Origin of the sequence: Oceanicola sp. S124 (genome assembly GCF_000220565.1) — a bacterium.
GTDB lineage: Bacteria > Pseudomonadota > Alphaproteobacteria > Rhodobacterales > Rhodobacteraceae > Pseudooceanicola.
This window is the reverse complement of record NZ_AFPM01000045.1, coordinates 1-18172: the sequence shown is the minus strand read 5'-3', so window position 1 is coordinate 18172 and position 18172 is coordinate 1. Positions and strand designations below refer to the sequence as shown.

Annotated in this window: 15 protein-coding genes, 2 tRNA genes and 1 pseudogene; 8 read left to right on the top strand and 10 right to left on the bottom strand. The window is 67.8% G+C overall.

The features are described 5' to 3' along the window. The coding region (purM, locus tag OS124_RS0104270) for a phosphoribosylformylglycinamidine cyclo-ligase (RefSeq protein WP_010138113.1) at window positions 1–624 on the bottom strand (624 nt) is incomplete at its 3' end. 234 nt (window positions 625–858) lie between these two features. On the opposite strand from purM, the gene OS124_RS0104265 reads away from it, so the two are divergent. Both OS124_RS0104265 and OS124_RS0104260 read left to right on the top strand, forming a co-directional pair. Further along, window positions 859–3402, top strand: coding sequence for a beta strand repeat-containing protein (locus OS124_RS0104265; RefSeq protein WP_010138112.1), 2544 nt, complete (start codon window positions 859–861; stop codon window positions 3400–3402). Window positions 3403–3536: 134 nt separating this feature from the next. Next, window positions 3537–3612: transfer RNA gene (locus OS124_RS0104260), tRNA-Ile, on the top strand. Window positions 3613–3848: 236 nt separating this feature from the next. Here the strand turns inward: OS124_RS0104260 and OS124_RS27780 are convergent. The 6 genes and pseudogenes from OS124_RS27780 to OS124_RS26780 all read right to left on the bottom strand — a co-directional run bounded on the left by OS124_RS27780 (window position 3849) and on the right by OS124_RS26780 (window position 8817). Then, the gene (locus OS124_RS27780) at window positions 3849–4895 is read right to left on the bottom strand and encodes an FAD-dependent oxidoreductase (protein ID WP_202799065.1); all 1047 of its coding nucleotides are present in this window, start codon (window positions 4893–4895) and stop codon (window positions 3849–3851) included. Window positions 4896–4998: 103 nt separating this feature from the next. Further along, a pseudogene (locus tag OS124_RS28320) lies at window positions 4999–5118 on the bottom strand (FAD-dependent oxidoreductase); the annotation flags it as partial. Next, entirely contained in the window at window positions 5118–5963 is an 846-nt protein-coding gene (locus OS124_RS0104250; RefSeq protein WP_010138109.1) for an ABC transporter permease, read from the bottom strand. The pseudogene OS124_RS28320 and the gene OS124_RS0104250, both read right to left, overlap by 1 nt. A gap of 106 nt (window positions 5964–6069) precedes the next feature. Further along, window positions 6070–6837 carry an ABC transporter ATP-binding protein gene (locus tag OS124_RS0104245; RefSeq protein ID WP_010138107.1) on the bottom strand — a complete coding sequence of 256 codons (768 nt, stop codon included), beginning with the start codon at window positions 6835–6837 and terminating at the stop codon, window positions 6070–6072. Between the two features lie 22 nt (window positions 6838–6859). Then, window positions 6860–7885 carry an ABC transporter substrate-binding protein gene (locus OS124_RS0104240; RefSeq protein ID WP_237708068.1) on the bottom strand — a complete coding sequence of 342 codons (1026 nt, stop codon included), beginning with the start codon at window positions 7883–7885 and terminating at the stop codon, window positions 6860–6862. A 143-nt stretch (window positions 7886–8028) separates the two neighbouring features. Further along, on the bottom strand, window positions 8029–8817 hold the full coding sequence (locus OS124_RS26780) for a shikimate dehydrogenase family protein (RefSeq protein ID WP_010138105.1): 789 nt from the start codon (window positions 8815–8817) through the stop codon (window positions 8029–8031). A gap of 101 nt (window positions 8818–8918) precedes the next feature. Here OS124_RS26780 and OS124_RS0104230 point away from each other — a divergent pair, with 101 nt between their 5' ends. Together OS124_RS0104230 and OS124_RS23625 are read left to right on the top strand one after the other, a co-directional pair. Continuing rightward, the gene (locus tag OS124_RS0104230) at window positions 8919–9836 is read left to right on the top strand and encodes a LysR family transcriptional regulator (protein WP_010138104.1); all 918 of its coding nucleotides are present in this window, start codon (window positions 8919–8921) and stop codon (window positions 9834–9836) included. A gap of 93 nt (window positions 9837–9929) precedes the next feature. Next, window positions 9930–11081, top strand: coding sequence for a chorismate-binding protein (locus OS124_RS23625; protein WP_010138103.1), 1152 nt, complete (start codon window positions 9930–9932; stop codon window positions 11079–11081). 29 nt (window positions 11082–11110) lie between these two features. On the opposite strand, the gene OS124_RS0104220 is transcribed toward OS124_RS23625, so the two are convergent. Beyond that, entirely contained in the window at window positions 11111–12412 is a 1302-nt protein-coding gene (locus OS124_RS0104220) for an ATP-binding protein (RefSeq protein WP_010138102.1), read from the bottom strand. Window positions 12413–12451: 39 nt separating this feature from the next. Here OS124_RS0104220 and OS124_RS0104215 point away from each other — a divergent pair, with 39 nt between their 5' ends. The 3 genes from OS124_RS0104215 (at window position 12452) to OS124_RS0104205 (ending at window position 14018) form a co-directional block, all read left to right on the top strand. Next, window positions 12452–13363 carry an MBL fold metallo-hydrolase gene (locus OS124_RS0104215; RefSeq protein WP_010138101.1) on the top strand — a complete coding sequence of 304 codons (912 nt, stop codon included), beginning with the start codon at window positions 12452–12454 and terminating at the stop codon, window positions 13361–13363. A gap of 141 nt (window positions 13364–13504) precedes the next feature. Further along, window positions 13505–13579: transfer RNA gene (locus OS124_RS0104210), tRNA-Asn, on the top strand. Window positions 13580–13688: 109 nt separating this feature from the next. Next, window positions 13689–14018 (top strand): TfoX/Sxy family DNA transformation protein, encoded by a 330-nt coding sequence (locus tag OS124_RS0104205; protein WP_010138100.1) that lies wholly within the window; start codon window positions 13689–13691, stop codon window positions 14016–14018. Here OS124_RS0104205 and OS124_RS0104200 read toward each other — a convergent pair whose 3' ends face one another. Continuing rightward, window positions 14019–15281, bottom strand: coding sequence for a hypothetical protein (locus OS124_RS0104200; RefSeq protein WP_029375155.1), 1263 nt, complete (start codon window positions 15279–15281; stop codon window positions 14019–14021). Between the two features lie 1147 nt (window positions 15282–16428). Then, a complete protein-coding gene (locus tag OS124_RS0104190; RefSeq protein ID WP_010138097.1) occupies window positions 16429–16926 on the bottom strand; it encodes a MarR family winged helix-turn-helix transcriptional regulator in 498 nt (165 codons plus the stop codon). Window positions 16927–17108: 182 nt separating this feature from the next. Between OS124_RS0104190 and OS124_RS0104185 the strand changes: the two genes are divergently transcribed. Then, on the top strand, window positions 17109–18172 hold a 1064-nt coding region (locus OS124_RS0104185), incomplete at its 3' end, for a dihydroxy-acid dehydratase domain-containing protein (RefSeq protein ID WP_010138096.1).

The window sequence follows — 18172 nt, the reverse complement described above, 5'->3', positions numbered from 1 at the left end:
GCCGAGGCCCGAGGTCTCGACGATCTTGCGCACCAGCGAATAGCCGTTGGAATGCACCCCGTCCGAGGCGAGGCCCAGCAGGACATCACCCGCCGCCACGCCCGCCGGCAGGTCGCTGCCGCGCTCCATGGCGCCGACGGCAAAGCCCGCGAGGTCGAAATCGCCCCTGGCGTACATGCCCGGCATCTCGGCGGTCTCGCCGCCGATCAGCGCCGCACCCGACGCCTTGCAGCCCGCGGCAATGCCCTCGACGATGCGCGCGGCCTGGTCGAGTTCCAGCTTGCCGGTGGCGAAATAGTCAAGGAAGAACAGCGGCTCGGCGCCCTGGCAGACCAGGTCGTTGACGCACATGGCCACGAGGTCGATGCCGATGGTATCGACGTTGCCGGTGTCGATTGCGATACGCAGCTTGGTGCCCACGCCGTCGGTGGCGGCGACCAGGATCGGATCCTGAAAACCGGCCGCCTTCAGGTCAAAGAGCGCCCCGAAGCCGCCGAGACCGGCCATGGTGCCGGGCCGCTCGGTGGATTTCGCCGCCGGCTTGATCCGATCGACAAGATCGTTCCCGGCCTGGATATCGACACCTGCCTCGGCATAGGTGATGCCGTTCTTGCCCTTTTCCATCGGGACCTCCCGCATGCTGACCTGATTGCGGACCCGCTAGCCGATCCCGGCCTGCGGCGCAATCGCAAAGCGGCCCATACGCCGCCGTTGCGCAAAAGACGCATCCGTAGGGTTTTGAGGTGTATACAGGTTCGAATGTGATCGAACCCGTCCGGACGCCCCCGTATGAGATCAACATATGGGCGCTTTTCGGGGACAGCGCGCAGATAAAGTGGACAGATAGAGGGACTATTTATGAACAAGATGCTTACACGCGTCTCGGTTCTGGCGCTGATGGCCGTGCCTTTCGGCACCGCGGCCCAGGCCGATTGTGTCGATTCCGCCGGCACTTTCACCTGCACCACCGGCACCGGCATCGATGACAGCAACCTGGACGGCGCAACGATCAACGTCCTGCCGGGCGAGGTCATTTCCGACAGCGGCGACGTGTTCCGCGTCGATGACGACAACACGTTCAACATCGGGGAAGGCGGCGCGACCGGCGGCACCGTATCGACCACCGGCGGCATGGGCCTGCGCGGCGACAACGGCAACACCGCCAATGTCCACGGCAGCATCAACGCCTCTGACCGCGGTATCGACTTCGACGACGACGCCACGGTCACCGTCTACGCCGATGGCGAGATCACCTCGGACGACCAGGACGCGATCGAGGTCGAGGACGACTTCGTGATCGTCAACTCGGGCACCATCTCGGGCGAGGTGGGCATCGACGGCGGCTCGTCCGACGACATCACCGCCTCGATCACCAACAACGGCCTCATCGAAGGCACCGACGACGATGCGATCTCGGTCGGCGACGGCGTCTCGATCACCAACAATGCCCTGGCCGAGATTACCGGCGACAGCAACGGCATCGAGGGCGACGACAACCTGTCGATCGACAACTACGGTTCGATCTTCGGCAAGAGCAACGGCATCAACGCCGAGGATGACCTGCACCTCGAGAACTTCGCCACCGGCTCGATCAGCACCGACGGGGATATCATCAACGCCGGCGACGACGCCTATATCTACAACGCCGGCTCGATGTCCTCGGACGATGACGGCATCGTTCTCGATGACGACTTCACCATCGAGAACGTCGCCGGCGGTTCGATCACCGCGGAAGACGTGGCGATCCGCGTCGATGACGGCGACGAAGACGACAGCACCGTCGACATCGCGAACGCCGGCACCATTCGCTCCTACAGTGATGACGCCATCGTCGGTGATGACGACCTCGAGATCCTGAACAACCAGGACGGCGAGATCCTCTCGGATGAGGGCACCGCCATCGTGCTGGGCAACACCACCATCGTCAGCAACGAGGACAATGCCGAGATCCGCGGCGACGACTACGGCATCGACGCCGGCGACGACCTGATCGTCGACAACAGCGGTGCAGCCGAAATCACCGGCGGCGACGGCGCGATCCGGGCCGAGGACGACCTCGACGTCTCCAACACCGGCACCGCCTCGATCTGGAGCAACGGCGCCTTCGCCATCCAGATGAACAACGGCGAGATCGAGAACGATGCCGCGATCACCGCGGCCAATGGCTCGGCGATCTACATCACCGACGCCAACAGCGACGGCAGCACGATCACCAACGAAGAGAACGGCACCATCTCGGGCGGCCAGCATGCCATCGAGGTCGAAAGTGGCGCCGACCATGACGTCGTGATCGAAAACCTTGGCAGCCTCATCGGCGGCACCGCAGCGATCCTGCTGGCGGATGGCGATGACGAGATCACGCTGCGCTACGGTTCCTCGGTCGAGGGCGACATCCTGACCGGCGCGGGCAACGATCTTCTGACGCTCGAAACGCTGGACGTCGACGGCACCATCGACATGGGCGATGGCACCGACGAGCTGGTCATCGTCGAGGGCATCGAAGCGGGCTTCCTGGCCTTCTCCGACAGCGTCGAGATCGACAACGCCGACGACTTCGACAACGTCCTGTTCACCGGCGACTACCTGCTGGTGGCGGATGAGGCGGTCTTTGCCTCCTATGACACCATGACCTCGCGCGCGGCCTACGTGCTGTCGACCTCGGCCCTCGGCAACGACGCCCCGGGCTGGTTCGCCTCTGTCACCGGCTTCTCGGGCGAAGGCAACGAGACCGGCGGCAACCTGCTGATCGGCCGCAATGCCGAGAGCGTCGGCGCCTTCCTCGCCTTCGGCCGCTCCGAGAGCGAGACCGGCCTGAACAGCGCCAGCCGCCGCGGCGTGACCCTGGGCGTCAAGGGCTTCGTCCCGCTCGGTTCCGCCAGCCTGACCGGCATGGCTTACCTCGGGCGCGGCGAGTCCGAGTTCGCAGGCCCCGCCACCATCACCGGTGACGGCGAGCAGGACGACACCGTGATCGGCTTCGCCGCGCGCTTTGCCACCGTTCCCGGCGATGCGGCACCCCTGGGCTTCTCGGCCGAATTCGGCGTTGCCCGCTACAGCAACGATGCGATGACGGTCTCCGGCCTTGCCGGCGCGACCTTCGAGACCCGCGACACCACCGCCTCCTACCTCTCGGTCGAAGCCGAGCTTGAGACGGCACTGTCCGGCGGTGTCACCCTGCGTCCGTTCATCGGCGCAACGGTGCTCTTCGCCGATGCCTCCGACGTGACGATGTCGCTGGGTGGCGAAAGCACCACCTTCTCGACCGGCGCCGACGACACCCTGTCGATGCTGCGCATCGGCACCGAGATCGCGGGCACCGGCGGATGGAACGCCAAGCTGGAAGGCCAGTTCGACAACGACGGCAACACCACCGGCCTGATCAGCTTCGGCATGTCCTTCTGACCGGGAAGTCCAGCTGAGATCCAGCGGGGGGCGGCATCTGCGATGTCGCCCCTCTGGCGCTTCACCGGGACCGCCCTCCAACCCTCGGGCCCGCTTGACCCCCGCTGCGGGGCACCCTATCCATGACACCGGACGGGCCTGTAGCTCAACGGTTAGAGCAGAGCGCTCATAACGCTTTGGTTGCGGGTTCAAATCCTGCCGGGCCTACCAAGAGCCCCTCTTTGCGAGAGCCTCCACGCGGGATGCAGGGCCGCCATGTGGTCGGGCCACGCGCGTGTCCCCCGCCGTGCCGGCCGCTTCCCTCCACGGCACCTCTCGGCCCGCGATCGTGAGAAAGCGCTGCCCCGGTGGAACGGGACAGCGCCGATGTTTCCTTCAGGATGCCAGTGTCTCTGGGAAGGCCATGCCCCCGCTCGGGTCTTGCCGGGCTGGGTCCGCGAGCGGTGTCAGATCAGCGCCCCGAGGTCTGTAAGCGCCTCGCGCAGGGCTGCCGGGGTGAGCGTGGCCGAGGTCTTCGCCGCGAGGGCCGCCGCAACGCCTGCCGCCTCGCCGGTGGCGAAGGCGGTGCCCATGACCCGGACCGAGCCATAGGCGTAGTCGTCGGCACCGATCACCCGGCCCGCGTACCAGAGGTTGTCGAGGTCGCGCGCCCGGATCGCGTCGTAGGGCACGTGGAAATAGCCCGCGCCGCCGACATGCTCGTAGATCGGCCGGCCCGCTTCAGAGTGCAGCTCGATCGGCCAGGCACCGCGGGCGATACCGTCCTCGCGCAGGCGGCCCTGCAGCACGTCGTCATGGGTGATCTCGTAGCGCGCCGCCGGGTGACGGGTCTCGCGCACACCGATCTGCGGGCCGGTCTGGGCCAGCCAGGCGTTTTCGAAGCCGGGCACACGGGCGCGCAGGATCTCGACCAGCTGCATCGACATCTCGCGCCCCGATTGCTCGGCACGGGTGAAGCTGCCCGAGGAGAGGTCGGGCATCTCGCGGTCGACGACCAGCCACCAGAAATCCGTCGTCCCCGGCACCCGGGTGAAGATCCCGGCATCGGTCCGGTGGATCTTGTGCGGCGAGCCCTCGTTGAACTCGGCCACGGCGGCCTGCATCAGGGCCCGGTCGATCTTCGTATCCGGGGCCAGGCCACCGATGCGCAGCGGCATCGTATAGGCCTGGATCCGGCCACGGCTGTCACCGGTGCGCATCGGCACGCCCGAGACCAGCGCCAGGTTGGCATCACCGCTGGCATCCACGTAGCTTTCCGCGATCAGGCGAAAGCGCCCGTCCATGCCCGCCACGGTGACGCTTTCCAGCGCCCGTGCGGTGCGGCTGGCGGCGGCGACGCGCGAATGCAGGAAGACATCCACCCCATGTGCCGCCAGCACCCGGTCCAGCGCCACCTTCAGCCGCTCGGGCTCGAGCAGCACGATCCAGTTGTTGGTGGTCGGAGAGCGGTAGGGATCGCAGGCCACCCCCATGGCGCGCATCTCCTCCAGCACCTGTTCGCCGGCGCCGGCGACGGACGCGGACGGGCTCTCCGCCCTGGTGGTAGAAGCCGCAGTAGGCCAGCACCTGCGCATTGGTCGCAGCACCACCGAGGAAGCCGTATTTCTCGACCAGCGCCACCCGGGCGCCCGCCTTGGCCGCGCCAAGCGCCGCGCCCACGCCACCGGCACCGCCGCCGGCAATCACCACATCGTAGTCGGTTTCGTGACGGGGCATCAGTTCCTCCATCCCAGGAAGTGATTTTCAAGGCGCGAGATCAGCCAGTTCACCGCCAGCCCGAGCAGCGACAGGATCGCCACGCCGGCAATCAGCTGATCGGTGGCCATCAGGTTGCCGGCCAGCAGCACATAGGCGCCGATGCCGTATTCGGCACCGATCATCTCGGCGGCGACCAACAGAATGATCGAGATCGAGGCCGCGATGCGCGTACCCGAGAGGATCCCCGGCAGGGCCGCCGGCAGGACGATCTTCCAGATGATCTGGGCGCGGGACAGGCTGAAGCTCTGGCCCATGCGGATCAGGGTGCGGTCGACGTTGTCGATGGCGCTGTAGGTGGCGATGACCATAGGGAAGAAGCAGCCGAAGAGGATCGTGGCGACTTTCGAGCCCTCGCCGATGCCGAACCAGATGATGAACAGCGGCAGCAGGGCGATCTTGGGGATCGGGAAAATCGCCGAGACCAGCGGCGTGATCGCCGCGCGGGCAACCGAGGAGAGGCCCGCCGCCGTGCCGAAGATCAGCCCGAGGCTGACACCGCAGGCAAAGCCGATCACCAGCCGTTGCAGCGAGGCAGAGAGGTGGCGCCAGAGGTTGCCGGAATTGGCCAGGTCCATGAAGGCACCGAAGGCTTCCGAGGGTGCGGGCAGCACCAGCGAGGAAATCACCCCGGCGCGCGAGCCCAGTTCCCACAGCGCGATCAGCACGACGAAGACCAGCAGGCCGACCAGCTTGCGCGGTTTCGGAGAGAAGCCGCCGCCGCGGAAGGTGACGGGCTTGCCCGCACCGCCTGCGGGCGCGGAGGCGGCCGGGATCTGGCCTGCCATTGGGGTGGTATCGCTCATGAAGGGTATCCTTTCACGCAATGGGCCGGGGCCCGGGCGGCTGCCGGTTCGCCGGGGTCTGCCCCGGGGCGCGCCGCGATCAATGCTCGACGGGGGCGGCGCGGCCTCAGCCGGCGGCCAGCTCCATGTCGGCGGTCTGCGCCTCGTCGCGCATCATCTCCCAGAGCTGCTGCTGCAGGGCGGCCAGCTTCGGGTTCGAGACGTCACGCTCGGCCAGGGGGATATCGATCTCGACGATCTCGCGGATAATGCCGGGGCGGCGCGACAGCACCACGACCTTGTGACCGAGGCGCACCGCCTCGTTGAGGTTGTGGGTGATGTAGCACGAGGTGAAGGGCTCGCGCTGCCAGAGGCCCGAAAGGTCGTCCATCAGCAGTTCGCGGGTCTGGCTGTCCAGCGCCGAGAGAGGTTCGTCCATCAGCAGCACGGCAGGGTTCACCGCCAGGGCACGGGCAATCGCCACACGCTGTTTCATGCCCCCCGACAGCTGTTTCGGCACCGCCTTGCGGAAGTCGCTCAGCCGGGTGCGTTCCAGCACGTCGGCGATGCGGCGTTCCTTTTCCTCGGCCGACAGGCCATGCGGTTCCAGCACGAGGGAGATATTGCCCTCGACCGTGCGCCAGGGCAGCAGGGCGAAGTCCTGGAAGACATAGGTCAGCGGGTTGAGCGAGCCGCTCGGCGCCTCGCCCAGTTGCAGGATGCGGCCCTCGCTGGGCTTTTCCAGCCCTCCCAGCAGACGCAGAAGGGTGGATTTGCCGCAGCCCGAAGGGCCGATGACACAGACGATCTCGCCATGCGGGATGGTCAGGTTGAGATCCCGCAGCACCTCGAGATTGTTGTAGGAATGCGAGAGGTTCTCGACGCGAAGGTCCATGTCATCAGCCTCGTCTGAAGGGTCAGTAGGTTTCGACGAAGCTGTCGTCGACCAGCTGGTCCACGGACAGGTCGCTGTCGACCAGCTTCTGGTCCTTGAACCACTGCATCTGCGCTGCGACGTCGGTCTTGTTCAGCGCGAGGTTCTCGTTCAGGTTCATCGCGCCCTGACGGATCGAGGCGGCTGCGTCCTCATAGGGCTGATCGGGGGCCACGTACTTGGCGATCAGGCGGGTCATCTCTTCGACCTCGGCCGGGTCGGCGTTCTCGTCCAGCATGACGCGGTTGAACTCGGCGATGCCCTTGGCATAGGCGCGGATGAAGCGCTCGACCATGTCGCGGTTGTTCTCGATGTTGTCGACCGAGGTGAACAGCGTCGAGATCTGGTACTCGGCGTAGTCATAGAGCCAGCCCAGCTCCTTCGCGTCACCGGCTTCGACCAGCGGCTTGGCGATGTGGGGCACCATGATCATCGCATCGACCTGGCCGGACTTCAGCGCCGCGACCATCGCGCCGACCTTCTGCAGCGGCACAAGGCGCACGTCGGAAATGTCGAAGCCCTCGGCATCGGCGATCCGGCTGGTCATGTAGTGGAAGGTCGAGCCGACCTGGGTCATCGCCATCGAGTGGCCCTTGATCTCGGGCACGGTGTCGAGACCGGCTTCATAGGCCTGGTTCGAGGCCATGACCATCATGCCGTCGACGCCCTTCTTCTCGTGCAGCACGCCACCGACGATCCGCACGGCGTCCTTCTCGGCCAGGTTCATCATGCCGCCGGTCACACCGGCCAGGCCAAAGTCGACGTCACCGCCGGCGGTGGCCACGGCGATCGGCTGGGCGGCCTGGAAGAACTCGAAGGAGACGTTCAGGTTCTCTTCGTCGAAGTAGCCCTTCTCGAAGGCCACGAAGCCAGCGGCGTGGCTGGTGAAGCGCAGCGCGCCCAGCACCACGTCGTCCTTTTCCTGAGCACTGGCCGCGGTCGCGCCGAGCAGCGACAGGCCGGCAACGCCGGCCAGCCAGGCACGGCGGGTCATGTTAGCGAAAGTCATAGAACTCCTCCCAGAGTCTTGTCGGGCCCGGCTTCTCCGATACCGGGCGGGAGCACCACATTGGACCAAGCCATGCGGGGTGAAAAGCAACTACTTGCTCGTTAGACATAGCGTGACGCTATGGGTCGCCCGTCGGAGCGGGGTCATTCTGTCCAGCCGAACAGGCGCAGGACCAGCGGGATCTGCGCCAGCGCCATGGCGCTGCCGGGCTGGATGGCGGCGCCGAGGCGTTCGGCCTGGCGCAGGAAGGGGGTGACCGGGGGCTTGGTGACCACGTCGCCCGCAAGGGCGTCGGGCCGCAGCCCGGTCAGCGGATGGACCGAGGAAACGCCGTCCAGGCCGATGGCCGTGGCGTTGATCACCAGGTCATGCCCAGCCAGGCTCTCGGGGGCGGACGCAACCCGGGCGACAGGACCAAGCGCATCGGCCAGGGCACGGGCCTTCTCCCCGTCCGGGTCCACGAGGTCGAGCCGCCCGAGGCCGGAGGCCACCAGCGCCGCCGCGATCGAGGCGCCGGCCCCGCCGCAGCCAAACAGCACCGCCACGCGACCGGCAAGGGGCACCCCCGCCCCGGTCAGCGCCGCGACAAAGCCTGCGCCATCGGTGTTGTCGCCGGTCAGCCGCCCCTCGGCGTCGCGGATCACCACATTGGCGGCCCCGACGAGGCGCGCTGCGGGGGTCAGCTCGTCCACCAGCCCGGCCATGGCGATCTTGTGCGGCGCGGTCACCACCGCCCCGTCGCAGTTCGCCGTGCCGCGCAGCGCGGCGATGAACCCGGCCAGCGCTTCGGGGGCCACGTCGACCGGCGCCATGATCGCATCGGTGCCGCTGTCACGGGCCCAGGCATTGACCCCGGCGGGCATCGCGGTATGCGCAATCGGGTGTCCGATCATGTAGGCCAGACGGGCGGCGGCGGTCGGAACAATGGGCATGACGGACACCTTCGAATTTACTTCGGGCCGCAGATCGGCCAAATCTTGCAGGCGTGTCAAGCCACTGATTTGAGGCACCCGCCCCCGGATAGGAGAAGAAAATGCTTTCATTCCGGCAACTTGAGGTCTTCCGAGCGGTCATGCTGACCGGCTCGATCAGTGGCGCGGCACAACAGCTTGGCATCGCCCAGCCAACGGTCACCAACACCATCAGACGCCTTGAGGACGTGCTGGGGGTGCAGCTGTTCAACCGGGCGGGCGCGCGCCTGCGGCCGACCGCCCTGGCGCGGCAGATCTTCGACGTGGCCGCGCCCTCGATGACCGCCTTCGAGCAGATCTCGGACCGGGTCAGCGACATGGTGCGCGGCAAGGGCACCATGTTCCGCATGGGGGTCTCGCCCTCGGTCAGCCAGGCGCTGGCACCGCGCTGCCTGTCGATCTTCCGCCGCCGCCGGCCCGAGATGAAGCTGCGCATGGACACGCTGTCGATGAAGCAGAACCGGGATTACCTGTGGATGGCCGAGGGCAACTGCACTGTGACCATCTTCCCGCTGGAGGATCCCGGCATCAGCTCGTTCCGCATCTCCTCGGCGGGCATGGTCTGCGTGGTCCCCGTCGAGCACCCGCTGGCAGCACAGCACGAGCTGACGGTACATGACATCGCCGAAGAGCCACTGATCTTCTTCCACCCCAACACGCCGCACGGCAAGCTGGTCCGGCAGATCTTCCGCGCCGCCGGGATCGAGCCGAACATCTCGATCGAGACCCGTTTCGCCGAAACCGCTCCGCATCTGATGCGCGAAGGGTTCGGCATCGCGCTGCAGGACCAGCTCTCGGCCTTCGGGGTGACCAACCCCACGTTGAAGGTGCTGCCTCTGGCCGGGACGCAGCGCCAGCCGGTCTGGCTGCACTGCCGCTCGGACAATGTCGAGGACATCGAAGTGCGCGAGGCGCGCCGCTGCCTCTTGCAGGCCGCGCAAGAGCTGGGCCTGCCCGACGAGACCGGGCAAGAGGGCTGACATAGCGCCCCGCTATGGTTCTCCATAGTCTTCGATCTGGAAACCTGCCGCGCCGCGACGCAGGTTGCGCCTCTACGGTAGAGGAGGTTTCCATTGCACATCAACGACATGCAGCGAGCGGCCTGCAAGCGCGCCAGCGCATCCGGCCTGCCCTTCGCCCTGTGGCGCGATCCCTTCGGCACCTCCTTCACCGCGCTGGTCTCGACCAGCCAGCCTGAGCTGGCGCCGGTTTTCGGCGGCGCGCCCCTGCCCGGCTTCGCCATGGCGCCCTTCGACACCGAGGACGGCAACCAGGCCTGGACCCTGCCGGCCGATGTGCTGATCGACGCCGACGGCACCCGCTACCGCGATGGCGCGGCGCTGATTTCCGCCCCGGTGACGCCCGCGCAGTCCCGGCTGACAGATCCCGCGACGCCCACCCCCGAGGTGCTGCTGGCCCCGCTTGGCGAGACCCCCGCCCCGACCGCGCGCGACAGCTATATGGCGCGCGTCGCCCGCGCCGTCGAGACCATCCGCGAGGGCGGCTGCGACAAGATCGTCCTGTCGCGGATCGACCCGCGCGACCTGCCGGCAGGCCGTGACCTGCTGGACATGGCCGAGGGGCTGGCCCGCCTGCACCCCCATGCCTTCGTCTGCCTGGTGTCCTCGCAGGCCACCGGCACCTGGCTGACCGCCACCCCCGAGATCCTGCTGGCAAGCGACGTCGAGGGGCTGCGGACCATGGCCCTCGCCGGCACCCAGTGGCCCGAACCCGGCACCGAAATCGAGACCCTGACCTGGCCGCAAAAGATCATCGATGAACAGGCGCTGGTCGCCGACTACATCCGCGACGCCTTTGCCGCCGAAGGCTTCCTCGGCGTCCACGAGACCGCGCCCTATACCGTGCGTGCCGCCAACCTTTGCCACCTGCGCTCGGACTTCCGCGCGCCGCAGGGCGATGGTGCGGCCCTCGGGCGGCTGCTGGACCGGCTGCACCCGACCTCGGCGGTCTGCGGCATGCCGAAGGCCCCGGCGATGCAGTTCATCCTCGACGAAGAGGGCCCGACCCGGCGCTTCTACACCGGCTACCTGGGGCCGCGCGACCTGGACGGCACGACCAGCCTCTATGTCAACCTGCGCTCGGCCAGCGTCTCGGGCCGGCAGATCTTCCTGCACGTGGGCGGCGGCATCGTCGCAGCCTCGGACCCGGCGACGGAATGGCAGGAGACGGTCGAGAAGACCAAGACCATCGCGGCGGTCCTCTGACCCAGCCGGGGCGCCCCCGGGCGCCCCTTTCAGCGCGCGATCACCAGATCGGCACAGAGCCCGCCCAGCTTTTCACTGACCCCGAGGCGCAGCATGCCGCCATGCATCCGCGCCGTATCCCCCGCGATCGACAGCCCCAGCCCGACGCCCGAACCACGGTTCTGGTTGCGGGCCGTATCCAGACGGGTGAAGGGCTTCATCGCCTCTTCGCGCTTGTCGGGCGGAATGCCGGGGCCATCGTCCTCGACCCTGATCCGCAGGCTGCGCGGCGTCATCTCGATGCTCACCTCGGCCCGGGTGCCGTAGCGCACCGCATTGCCGATCAGGTTCTCGACCGCGCGCCGGATCGCCATCGGCCGTAGCGCCATCTCGCCCGACCCCTTGACCGAGGTCAGCGTCACCGGCTGCCCGCCCCGAACCGCGTCATGCACCACCTCGCGCAGCAGGGCGACGGGATCCACCCGGCTCTCGCCCTCTTCCGAGGTGCCCCGGGCGAAGGACAGGAACTCGTCCAGCATGGACTGCATGTCGTTGATGTCGCGCTCCAACTCCTTGCGGTCGGCCTCTTCCAGCATCGACACCGCCAGACGCATCCGCGTCAGGGGCGTGCGCAGGTCATGGCTGACCCCCGACAGCAGGAGCGTGCGCTGCTCGATCTGCCGTTCGATCCGCGCCCGCATGTCAAGGAAGGCATGCCCCGCCGCCCGCACCTCGACTGCGCCGGCCGGCTTGTAGGCGATGTGACGCCCGCGCCCGAAGGCCTCGGCGGCGGCGGCAAGCCGCATCACCGGGCGCAGCTGGTTGCGCAGGTAGATAAAGGCGATCACCGTCATCAGCACACCGAAGAACAGCATGTTGACCAGCAGCTGATGCGGGTTCGAGGCCGAAAGCCGGCTGCGGTCGAAGCTCAGCCGCAGGACCTCCTGCGGGGCATCGGCCCTGAGATATAGCACGACCTGCCGGTCGTTCGGCAGGGTCACGGTGACCAGCTCGGGCACCAGCGCCCTCAGCGTCCGCGCCACGACCCGCCCCGAGAGGTCATACCAGCGGATGCTGTCGCGCGCCGGCGCCGAGGACATCGGCAGCACCGCCACGTCCATCTCGAGCGCGCGCGCCACGGCCAGTTCCTCGCCATCGGCCACCTCCGAGACGACCAGGTTCAGCTCGCGGCTGACAGAGCTGGTCATCTGCACCGTGACGCCCTCGAAATGTCGCTGGATGAAGACCACCGAGACCACCAGCTGCAGGGTCACCACCGGCAGCACGAGAATCAGCGCGGCGCGTCCGTAGAGGCCGCGGGGCACATATCGTTTGAGCCATTCGAAGAACATGCGCTATCCTAGTCTTCGGCGGGACAAGAGGAAAGCGGCATGACCTCAGAGCAGAGATTCGCCCCGGTCCCCGGCCGGGCCGAAGAAGTTGCGCCCGGGGTGCGCCGCATCCTCGCGGCCAACCCCTCTCCCTTCACCGGCCCCGGCACCAATACCTACCTCGTCGGAGAGACCGCCCTGGCCGTCATCGACCCCGGCCCCGACCTTGCCGTCCACCTGCGCGCGATCCTGAAGGCACTGCGTCCGGGGCAGCAGGTCAGCCATATCCTGGTGACCCACGCTCATGCCGACCACTCGCCCCTGTCCCGCGCCCTTTCGGTGACCACCGGGGCGCCGGTCCTGGCCTATGGCGACGCCGGTGCCGGGCGATCCGAGATCATGGCGCGGCTGGCCGGGTCCGGCGGCCTCGGCGGCGGCGAGGGCACCGACACGGCGTTCCGCCCCGATCACGAGCTGAGCGACGGCCAGACCCTGCTCGGAGAGGGCTGGTCCCTGCGCGCATTCTGGACGCCGGGGCATTTCGGCAACCACCTCTGCTTCGCCTTCGACGACGTGATCTTCACCGGTGATCTCGTCATGGGCTGGTCCAGCTCTCTCGTGTCGCCGCCCGACGGCGATCTGACCGACTTCATGGCCTCGTGCCGCCGGCTGCGCGCCCTGCCCGCCCGGCTCTTCCTTCCCGGCCATGGCCCGGCGGTGACAGAGCCCCGCGCCCGCCTCGACTGGCTGATCCGCCACCGCGAGCGGCGCGAGGCCTCGCTGTTGCAGGCCCTGGCGCGTGGCCCGGCCACCGCCGATGACCTTGCACGCCGCGTCTATACCGATATCGAGCCCGGCCTCTTGCCCGCCGCCTCACGCAATATCCTGGCACATCTCATTGATCTGATGGGGAAATCATTGGTCTCAACCGAAGGCGACCTGACCAGCGACAGCCAGTTTCGCCTGTTCTGAAAGGCTGTTCGGGCCGGGTGGCAAAAAATCGGAAAATTCTGTCGCAATGCCTCTTGCCGAGCCGGAATCGCATTGCTATACCCCGCCCACACCGCGAGGCAGCGGCCCTGGAAACAGTGCCAAAGACCTCACGCCAGATGCTCCGGCGTAGCTCAGCGGTAGAGCAGTTGACTGTTAATCAATTGGTCGTAGGTTCGATCCCTACCGCCGGAGCCATGAAAAGCCCTTCAGGTTGATGACCTGAAGGGCTTTTTTTGCGACCTTCGCGCGACGGGCCTGTCGCAGTACGCTTGACCCCGCCTCCGGACCGGAGCAGCTTGCGATCATGACGGAAATCCGAAGCATCCCGAACCTTGGCCCGGCCATGCAGACCGCCTTCGAGCGGGCCGGCATCGCCAGCGCGGAAGAGCTGCGCGAGATGGGCTGCGATGCCGCTTACCTGGCCGCGCTGAAAGCGGGGATGATCGCGCATTTCGCCGCCTACATGTCGGTCCGCCTCGGCCTGCAGGGCCGCCCCTGGACCGATGCCGCCCCGGCCGAGAAGGCCGAGATGCGCCAGCGCTACGAGGGGCTCCGCGCGGCAGCCCGGGACGTGGCGCCGCCGGATGAGCTGACGCGCTTCCTCGACCGGATCGGACTGCCGCCGACCACCTGATCAGCGCCCGCCTGCCACCACTGCACGATCGAGATCAGCGCGGAAGCGCGCGGTTCCGACCAGGCTTGCCAGGCTGCGCCGCAGGATGCCCCGATCCCATTCAGCAAGCAGGAACTTCTCGATCGCGGCAGGGTCAGGCAGCGTGGCCTCAGGCAATGCCCCCTCGGCCTGCGCCGCACCCACACGGGCCCGCAGCTCCGCCGCCGAAAGCGCCGTCCCGCCGGCGCCCAACAGGCCGACAAGCAGCACGCGCTGCCCCATGTCCAGACCACGGTAGCCCCGGTGCTGGTCCCTCAGGATCAGGTCGCTCAGCATGGCCACGCCTGCGAAACCTGTCACCTGGGCCCGCAGGCCCCAGCCTCCGAGCCGGTTCCAGACCACGGCCAGCACCCGGCGCAGCAGCCAGGAGGTGCCGGTCAGCTTGCCGATCTCGACCTTGCCGAGCCGTTTCAGGCGGCGGTCGAGCTGCTTCAGCACCGCGGCCAGGGCATCGCCCTCCATCGCCGCCCAGTCATGCAGGGGCACCGGCCCGCCGCAGGGATCGACCGGACCGGGATCGATGATCGGCACCGGCACCACGGGCCGCTCTGCCCCTTCCGGCAGCGCCAGAACCGGATTCGCCGGATCCAGAACGAAATGCCGCTTCAGGAACCACTGGCAATTGCGCTGCCCGAGGGCGAAGTCATGCAGGCGGAAGCTCTCGTCCAGAAACCCTCCGAAGCCCCCCAGAAGACCGCAGGAAATCGCCTTGGCACCCGAGACCCCGCCCCCGTCCTGGCTGCGGCTCGGGGTGATCAGGAAGCGCGAATGCACATCGGGATCCTGGGCCTGCACCAGCTCGGCGGGCTTGAAGCGGGCCTGGCCGACCAGGGTCCCCAGCAGCTTGCCCGCGACGGCCGAGAGCCCGAGCATCCGCAGCAGCATCGGCACCGGCACTGCCGCGAACTGCGCTCCCTCGGGGAAGGGATCGACCATCAGCACCGCCCTGTGCGCCTCTCGGTCGCCGCGTGGATTGGGCCGCAGGCCGCCGTCTGCGCCGCGCTGGCGCAGGGTGAAGCGGGCATGGGCGAAGGGCTCGTTGTCGATGGCACCACCATCGAGGGCGACATAGGGGGTGCGGCTCTCGGGCCCGGCGTCACCGAAGACCGGGCGGGCGACCTGGCCGGCGGGGATGTCGTAGGGCAGCGCCCCGCCGTGCCTTGCCGCCGTCGCCGGGCAGACAGCCCAGCTCGCGCGGGGTGGCGTCGACCACCCGCGGCGCAAGGGCCAGGGGGAAGGCGCCGGTGGCCAGACTGGCCACTGTCAGCTTCAGCCAGTTGCCCCCATCCGGGGCGACCAGGGGAAGCTCGGGCGTCGCGACGCGGGGCGAGAGGGCCATGCCCTCGTCCTGCCAGTCGTCCAGCCAGGGCGAGGGCAGCGCCGGCCCTGCCCCCAGCCCGTTCAGCCGGAAATGACGCACCAGACCGTGCTGCTGCATCACGAAGGGATCGCCGCCGCCGAAAGCCACCTGATAGACGGTGCTGTTGATCGCCGTGGTGGTCAGGAAGATGTCCAGCTCGGAGGATAGAAAGTCGAAGCCCTGCCGCGTCTCGGGCCAGGACGGTATGCCCTGCAGCGCCGCACGGGCCACCGCATCCAGGTGCAGCCCGTTCAGCACCGAGATCGCGCCCGGCGGCTCCATGCCCAGGGCGGCCTGGTCGATCGTCGGCCCGGTCCGGTCGATGTCGTCCAGCGCCAGCAGGCCTGTCCCACCCTGCCCGTCCCACATCCGCACGTTGCGCACCAAGGCATCGTAGATCCGCGCCAGGACGTAGCTCCAGCGTCCACCCGGCCCGGCAACCTGGCGCGGGCTGTCCCAGCCGGGTTCGCCTTCGGTGCCGATCGCCGCGAGGTTGGCCGCAATCAGCCCCGCACACATTCCCCCTGCCGAGGCCCCCGACAATGCCTTGATCATCACCCGATGCCGCGGCCCGCCGGGTTGGCCGACCCGCGCGTTATGGGCCTGCATCGCCCGGACCAGATAGTCGGTCACCCCCGCCGTATAGGCCCCGGCGGAAATTGCCCCGGCCATCGTCAGCCCGATCACGAAGATCGGGGTTCCGTCTGCGTCCTTGTCGAAAGTCTCCATGGCGCTCCACGCCTCCAGAGGGCGCCCGCGGGCGCGTGCCAAAATGGGCCGGAGCGGATGAAGCGTTGTGCGAGACCTGGGTCCCGTGCAGCATCAGGCCGAAATGCTGGCCGCAATACTGAAAAGCCTGTGCGCCGAAAATCCGGCCCACCTGGCTACGCTCGCCGCCCCCGGCGTGTCTGAAATGATGACCGGCTTCCCGGCCACGGGTCCGATGAAATCCTGTCCGGGCCCGCCCGCTCAGGATACGCCCGAGCATGGTTCAATTTCAACCATGCTCTGTTAGAGCCGCTGCCCGGTCTCGCGCTGCGCCTCGATCAGGGCCTCGGCATTGCTGCCCATACGACCAAGGAAGCTGAAGAAGGTCGCAAGTTCTTCTTCACTGAACCCGGCCAGGATCTGCGCGGCGCGCAGCTCGCCCGCCGCCAGCAGACGGTCGTGGAAGGCGCGCCCCGCCTCGGTCAGCCGCACGATGGTCGCCCGGCCCCGGCTGGCGGTCATCTCCATGCTGACCAGGTCGCGTTCCTTCAGCAGCTTCAGCGCCCGGCTGGCCTGCGCCGCATCCAGATCGGCCGAGCGCGCCACGTCCCCCACCTTCAGCTCGGGCGTCTTGCCGAGCGCCAGCATCATCCGCCATTCCGGCAGGCCGATGCCGAAGGTCTCGCGGTAGAAGGCCGCCGCGGAGCGGTTCAGCCGGTTCGCCACCCCGGTGATGCGGAACGACACCCCGTGATCGAAGAGCAGCGGAATCGTGTCCGTGCCCGCATCCTGGTCCGCCATCTGCCGCCCCTCCCTTGCCTTCGCGCGATCCTGCGCCATTCGCCCCCACCGGGTAAACCCGGCCGGACCTGCGGCTGTCACAAATCCGCCCCGGCTTTCTTATTGACATGTCATTAAAGGACGCGTCAACATTAATGGGCATCGGAGGAGATGCGACCCAGGGACATGACCGGAGGAGAGACATGGCCACGTCGGACAGGCGCAACCAGCGCCCCTTGCGCAGCAATTACGAAATCGGAAGCTCGTTCTGGGCGGTGCGTCGGGCCCAGTGGCGCGCCATGGGCCTCAGCGACGAGGACATGGAGAAGCCGAAGATCGCGGTGATCAACACCTCGTCGGAACTGGCCATCTGCTTCAACCACCTCGACCACGTGGCGGCGGTGGTGAAACAGGCGATCCGCGACGCGGGCGGCCTGCCCTTCGAGGTGCGCACCGCCGCGCCCTCGGACTTCATCCATTCGGCGGGCAATGCGGGCAAGTACATCCTGCCCTCGCGCGATCTGATCACCAATGACATCGAGGTCCAGGTGGAGGGCGCGCAGCTTGACGGGATGGTCTGCCTGGCGTCTTGCGACAAGACCGCGCCGGGCCAGCTGATGGCCGCCGCGCGGCTGGACATCCCGACCATCTTCGCCATCTGCGGCTACCAGGGCTCGGGCCATATCGGCGAAGAGCACGTGGATATCGAAGAGGTCTTCCTGGGCGCCGGGCATCACGCCATGGGCGCCATCACCCTGGAACGGCTGAAGGAGATGAGCGAGAAGGCCATCACCTCGTCCGGGGTCTGTTCCGGCATGGGCACGGCCAATTCGATGCACACGGTCTGCGAAGCGCTCGGCATGACCCTGCCCGGCCATGCGCCGGTGCGCGCCTCGGGCGGCGGGATGCTGGACAATGCCGCCGAGGCTGGCAAGCGTATCGTCGACATGGTCTGGGAAGACCTGCGCCCGCGCCAGATCCTGACCGAAGCCGCCTTCGAGAACGCCGTGCGGTCTGTCTTCGCGGTCAGCGGCTCGATCAACACGGTCAAGCACCTGCAGGCGGTGGCGACCGAGGCCGACACCGATATCGACGTCTACGGCATGTATGAACGGCTGATGGACAGTTCGCCGGTGCTGGTCGCCGTGCGCCCGAACGGCGAAAGCTCGATCGAGGAGTTCGACGACGGCGGCGGCGCCCGGGCGATCCTGAAGAACCTCGGCGCCCTGACCCGGACCGAGGCGATGACCGTCGCGGGCAAGACCCT

Coding starts and splice junctions, on each gene's coding strand:
- OS124_RS0104230 (WP_010138104.1), top strand. CDS start 8,919: ATGCTTTCATTCCGGCAACTTGAGGTCTTCCGAGCGGTCATGCTGACC.
- OS124_RS0104265 (WP_010138112.1), top strand. CDS start 859: ATGAACAAGATGCTTACACGCGTCTCGGTTCTGGCGCTGATGGCCGTG.
- OS124_RS0104240 (WP_237708068.1), bottom strand. CDS start 7,885: ATGACTTTCGCTAACATGACCCGCCGTGCCTGGCTGGCCGGCGTTGCC.
- OS124_RS0104205 (WP_010138100.1), top strand. CDS start 13,689: ATGACGGAAATCCGAAGCATCCCGAACCTTGGCCCGGCCATGCAGACC.
- OS124_RS0104190 (WP_010138097.1), bottom strand. CDS start 16,926: ATGGCGGACCAGGATGCGGGCACGGACACGATTCCGCTGCTCTTCGAT.
- OS124_RS0104250 (WP_010138109.1), bottom strand. CDS start 5,963: ATGAGCGATACCACCCCAATGGCAGGCCAGATCCCGGCCGCCTCCGCG.
- OS124_RS26780 (WP_010138105.1), bottom strand. CDS start 8,817: ATGCCCATTGTTCCGACCGCCGCCGCCCGTCTGGCCTACATGATCGGA.
- OS124_RS0104220 (WP_010138102.1), bottom strand. CDS start 12,412: ATGTTCTTCGAATGGCTCAAACGATATGTGCCCCGCGGCCTCTACGGA.
- OS124_RS0104215 (WP_010138101.1), top strand. CDS start 12,452: ATGACCTCAGAGCAGAGATTCGCCCCGGTCCCCGGCCGGGCCGAAGAA.
- OS124_RS0104245 (WP_010138107.1), bottom strand. CDS start 6,837: ATGGACCTTCGCGTCGAGAACCTCTCGCATTCCTACAACAATCTCGAG.